Origin of the sequence: Clostridium boliviensis, assembly GCF_033342255.1 — a bacterium.
GTDB lineage: Bacteria > Bacillota > Clostridia > Lachnospirales > Lachnospiraceae > Lacrimispora > Lacrimispora boliviensis.
The window spans coordinates 1-5,023 of sequence record NZ_JAWONS010000177.1 but is presented as its reverse complement, the minus strand read 5'-3'; the positions used below and the strand labels follow the sequence as shown (position 1 = coordinate 5,023).

At 44.9% G+C, this 5,023-nt stretch carries 5 protein-coding genes; 4 read left to right on the top strand and 1 reads right to left on the bottom strand.

Translation table 11 applies throughout. The annotated features are described in order from the left end of the window. Positions 1 to 279 precede the first annotated feature (279 nt). The 4 genes from RZO55_RS11025 (at position 280) to tnpC (ending at position 3,946) form a co-directional block, all read left to right on the top strand. Positions 280 to 438: a hypothetical protein gene (locus RZO55_RS11025; protein ID WP_318064332.1), complete on the top strand. Its 159-nt coding sequence runs from the start codon at positions 280 to 282 to the stop codon at positions 436 to 438. Positions 439 to 1,406: 968 nt separating this feature from the next. Beyond that, positions 1,407 to 1,832, top strand: a complete 426-nt coding sequence (gene tnpA / locus RZO55_RS11020; RefSeq protein WP_318064331.1) for an IS66 family insertion sequence element accessory protein TnpA — start codon at positions 1,407 to 1,409, stop codon at positions 1,830 to 1,832. Next, a complete protein-coding gene (gene tnpB / locus RZO55_RS11015; protein WP_318064330.1) occupies positions 1,826 to 2,164 on the top strand; it encodes an IS66 family insertion sequence element accessory protein TnpB in 339 nt (112 codons plus the stop codon). The genes tnpA and tnpB overlap by 7 nt, the downstream gene beginning before the upstream one ends. 141 nt (positions 2,165 to 2,305) lie before the next feature. Beyond that, complete coding sequence (gene tnpC / locus RZO55_RS11010) at positions 2,306 to 3,946, top strand: IS66 family transposase (protein WP_318064329.1); 1,641 nt, start codon at positions 2,306 to 2,308, stop codon at positions 3,944 to 3,946. A 369-nt stretch (positions 3,947 to 4,315) separates the two neighbouring features. Here the strand turns inward: tnpC and RZO55_RS11005 are convergent. Continuing rightward, positions 4,316 to 5,023, bottom strand: a 708-nt coding sequence (locus RZO55_RS11005) for a tetratricopeptide repeat protein (protein ID WP_318064328.1), incomplete at its 5' end; no start/stop codon positions are given.

Genomic DNA, 5,023 nt, shown 5'->3' with positions numbered 1-5,023 from the left:
AAAGAGATGTGGCGGAACGGAGTTCCCTTTAAGAAGCTAGGAGATCTTGCCAAAGCAGGGAAGAGAGGTAGCGGAACTGAGTTCCGTTCATAGAACCAGAGGATCTTGCCGAAGTAAGGAAAAGAGGTAACGGAACTGAGTTCTGTTCATAGGGTCAGATGTACTTGCAGAAGCTGGGAAGAATGACTTCAGAATTTATGGAGACCTCCTTTCCGCTCTGAGTAATTCTCTGGTCCTGCGATAGCATTGTGGATATATCGACAAGGCAGCCAACGAAGCATGGAGAAAACCGTTCATAACAATCAGATAGTTATAAACAATTTTCCCCACACTTTTAAAAACGGCAGTTTTGCCCACATACCCACAATGATGGCGACGTTTGTCGCTCAGCTTCATGGGCTGAGCAGCGGGGTTCAGGAGGAAAGAACTCCGGCATAAAAACCAGGCAGCGGCATGGCTAAAGGAACGATCTAAAAGAATGACTCCAAAAAGTATTGAGACCTCCTTTTATCCCTTAATAATTCTCTATTCCAGCGGTATCATCATGGATATATGGACAAATCAGCCAACGAAGCATGGGGAAAACCGTTCATAACAATCCGATGAAATAACCATCAGATAGTTATAAACAATTTTTCCCACACTTCTAAAAACGACAGTCTTGCCCACATACCCACAATGACGACGACGTTTGCCGCTCAGCTTCATGGGCTGAACGGCGGGAGGCCGGAGGAAAGAACTCCGGCATAAAACTAGTCAACGGTATGACTAAAAGTACGGTCAAAAAGAATGACTCCGAGAGGCATGGAGACATCCTTTCCGCCCTTGGTAATTCCCTGCCCCAGCAATAACATCGTGGATATATGGACAAAGCAGCCAACGAAGCATGGACAAACCTATTCATAACAATCCGATGAAAAACTTATCAGATAGTTATAAACAGATTTGCCCACCCTTCTAAAAACAGCCGCCTTGCCCACATACCCAACAATGCCTACGACGACAGAAAGCAAGGGGTTTTCGCCCCCCGCTACGCTCCTGCGACAAGGGTCGGCCCACCCTTGACTCCCCATAAATCCTGTAAAAAGCATACAGAATTTATGGCAGGAATAGGGCGTTACACGCCCGGAGGCACAGCTTACAGGCAAAGCCTGTAACTATCAAGGTTTCATCCGGTTTTTATAGGTGTTACAAATGTAGGTTTTTGAAAAAAAATTTGTAACACCGTGGCTGATTAATGCCATTATTGCTAGGTTTAATCAGCTTTTTTTGTGTAACACCATAAAATAGCCAGTAGCTAATGAGAAGTAAGCGCCTAAATTTTGGGCGAATAGTAAATTAGATCATATTCCTTCATAATGGTAGACAAGTAGTTTTTTACTACACTTTCATTTTGGAGGACTGCTATGGCTAAATATAACTCACGCCGTTCCCAAGAAGAATGGCTACAGCTCATTACCAAATGCCGCCAGAGCGGACTGGCAGACAATGCGTGGTGTGAGAAGAACAACATCCCACCGAGCAGTTTTTACAATGCCGTGACCAGGCTCAGAAAAAAAGCCTGTGCTATCCCTGAAACAAATGCACCATCTGATAGCACATATGCACTTGATTTTACTTCCCGACAGGAAGTGGTCCGGGTTGATCTATGTCCGGATCCTTGCTCGAAACCAGTTTCCTCGTGCATAGATGCGCCGGAACCTGCAACGCACCTTGACAATCCACATACGATCGAACTTATGATGGACCACTTCAGGGTGAAAATCAGCAATGCCGCAGACCCGGAGCTGTTGGCAGAGATCCTGCGGATCCTGAAAGGGCAGTCATGCTAGCCGATATCTCCGGAGTGGACGCGGTCTACATCGTTTGCGGGCGCACAGACATGCGTAAATCCATCGATGGACTCTGTGCGATTATTAAGGAAGAGTTTTCCATGGACATGGATCATGCACTTTTCCTGTTCTGTGGACGCAGATGTGACCGGATCAAAGCCATCTTAAAGGAACCGGACGGCATTGTCTTAATCTACAAACGCCTGACAGCACAGGGGCGTTACCGCTGGCCGAGAGACAAATCAGAGGTCAGAAACCTCACCTGGAAGGAGTTTGACTGGCTCATGTCTGGCATCGATATCGATCAGCCAAAGGCAATCCGGACATCATAAAAGGTGATTTCTCATTCCCGAAAAACCGTATTTCTAAATGCCAGAAAACGGCGCATTTTTGGCACTTTTTAATACCTGTTATACTGTAAAAACGACTCATTTTGTGTTATACTGAAAGCATCAAAAGTCGAGGAAAAAACAATGGCAGACAGCGCACAGGGGCTCCAGTTGAGAGAGCTGAAGGATACCATTTCAGAACTTAATAAGTTGATCAAAACGTTGCAGCAGACGGTCGAAGCTGTAAGCATACGCGAGGCTGAGCTACGCCAGGAACGTGATAATTTAAAGGAACAGATTGATTACTTAACAAAGCGTCTCTTCGGTGCATCCAGTGAGAAAGGCAAGTGTGATATTCCTGGACAGCTGAACCTGTTCAATGAACCGGAAGCAGAATCCTGTAGTGATCTGGGTTCTATGCTCTCCGGGGAAGAGACCCTTTGTCAGGAGGAGTCTAAGGTCAGAAAGAAACGTACCGTTGATGCAGAAAGGTTAAAAGGCCTGCCCACCGAGCAGGTCATGCTTGATGTTCCGGAAAAAGAACGTATTTGCCGTGTCTGTGGCACTCTCATGGAAAAGATAGGCACGGAGTTCGTGCGCCGGGAGATTAAATTTATCCCTGCAAGAGTCAAGGTCATCGAATACTACAGCGTGAACTACGGCTGCCCGAACTGTCGGAAAACAGCAGAACTGCCTCAGATCAAAAAGGGGAAGGACGGACATGCGCACATGATCCATGGAATGGCAAGTGCGTCTACCGTGGCATGGATCATGTACCAGAAGTATTTCAACGGCATGCCCCTGTACCGTCAGGAACGTGACTGGAAACAGTGTGGGGCATCGATCAGCCGGACAACATTTGCCAACTGGCTGATTGCGAATGCACAAGACTTTTACCGTCCCATGTATGACTATTTCAGGAGAAAACTCCTCTCACGACCATTCGTAATGGCTGACGAGACGCCCCTGCAGGTGCTGCATGAGCCGGAACGCCGGGCGCAGACCCAGTCTTATATGTGGCTGTTCCGCAGCGGGGAGGATGGAGAGGTCCCGGTTATCATCTATCGGTATTCCCCTACTCGTGCAGGAGATAATGCCGCAGAGTTTCTGGAAGGATTTCATGGATATCTGATGTGTGACGGATACAGTGGCTATAATAAGGTCCCGGAGGCAAAGCGCACTGCATGCTGGGCGCACATCCGAAGATATCTGATTGATGCAATCCCAAAGGGGAAACAGCTTGACTATACGCAGCCAGCCGTTCAGGGAGTCATGTATGTCAACCAACTCTTTGAACTGGAGAAGAAGATCCGGCAAAAACATGCCGGGGACTATGAAGCCATCCGAAAGGCCCGCCTGGAGAAGGAAAAGCCTGTTGTAGATGGATTCTTGACGTGGCTTAAAGATCAGTCGCCGACCAGAGGATCAAGAATGGCGAAGGCGGTGACCTATATACAAAACCGGGAACCGTACCTTGCCACATATCTGGAAGACGGAAGGTGCAGTTTTTCAAACAATTTAAGTGAAAACTCAATCCGCCCGTTTGTGGTAGGCCGTAAGGGTTGGCTGTTCAGTGACACACCGGCTGGTGCTGAAACAAGTGCGATCATCTACACAATGGTAGAGAATGCAAAAGCAAACGGAGTAAACGTTTACCAATACCTGAAACTACTCCTAGAAAAGCAGCCGAATAACCGGATGACAGATGAAGAGCTGGAAAAGCTCGCACCATGGAACGAAGAAGTAAAGACATTTCTGGAAACTCGTGCTATGGAAGAATATTAAAACAGTTAGATTATATGTGAATTGTCAAGGTGCTTCGGTTTCCAAATGGAACCGGGGTATTTTGAGTTTTGGGAGTAAAAAACTACTCATTACCAAAATCCCCGACGGCAAAATCGAACTACCGCCCGAAATTTAGGCGCTTACAATGAGAAGAACTGAGTTCCGTTCATAGGAAGTTTTACTGAGGAGGAGAGGTTAATGAGAAGAACTGAGTTTCGTTCATTGGAAGGTTTCTGGAGGAGAAGCAGAGACTGATGGGACAGAGTTCTGTTCATAGGAGGGTTTATGGAAGAGAGCAAGGAGCTAAGGAGAGAGGAAATTTGCCTTTTACTTACAAAAAAATCGCTGGTTATTACCCAGCGATTTAGATCATTTATCAGGTTCATGGTTGTGTTTTTGGGGATTTTTTAGTTGCTCCTCAATCATAGCCTTTTTACTTAAATTACGGAAATAGCTATCCGCCGCAATAGTTGAGTTATGGTCATTTTCATTTGTTATAGCATTAAATATGTTGGTAAATAACTTATATGAGATATTCATTGCATATTGCAAACGATATATTTCATAAGAATCCAATATCTGTTGTGCAAATGGATTTCCATTATTGATTGCCTTGTTAAGAAAATCCATGCCAAGGGTAACGTCACATTTAACCCCCTTACCCCATAAATAAATAATACCAAGCTGTAGTTGTGCAAAAGAATTGTTCTTGTTCGCCGCTTCTATCAAATAGGATATTGCCAGGTTCATATTATAAATAGGGATATCTTTATTAGAATAAATTTTACCCAATTGGTACATTGCGAAATCGTTCTCTTGTGCAGCAGAGTTTTTTAAGTAAGAAATGGCAAGAGAGTAATCAATTATACCGAAATCAGGAGAGCTATAGATCTTACCAAGCTGGTACTGAGCAAATTGGTTTTCCAATTCAGCAGAACTTTTAAAATAATCTATTGCTTTATCAATATCGTAAAACTTCAAATCGGAATTTTTATAGATAACGCCCAGCTGATACATAGCAAAATCATTTCCTTGTGTGGCAGATGCCTCCAGGTAAGAAATAGCAAGTGGGTAATC

Bases quoted from the DNA above. Each gene is read 5' to 3' on its own strand.
- RZO55_RS11025 (WP_318064332.1), top strand. From the start codon at position 280: ATGGAGAAAACCGTTCATAACAATCAGATAGTTATAAACAATTTTCCC.
- tnpA (WP_318064331.1), top strand. From the start codon at position 1,407: ATGGCTAAATATAACTCACGCCGTTCCCAAGAAGAATGGCTACAGCTC.
- tnpB (WP_318064330.1), top strand. From the start codon at position 1,826: ATGCTAGCCGATATCTCCGGAGTGGACGCGGTCTACATCGTTTGCGGG.
- tnpC (WP_318064329.1), top strand. From the start codon at position 2,306: ATGGCAGACAGCGCACAGGGGCTCCAGTTGAGAGAGCTGAAGGATACC.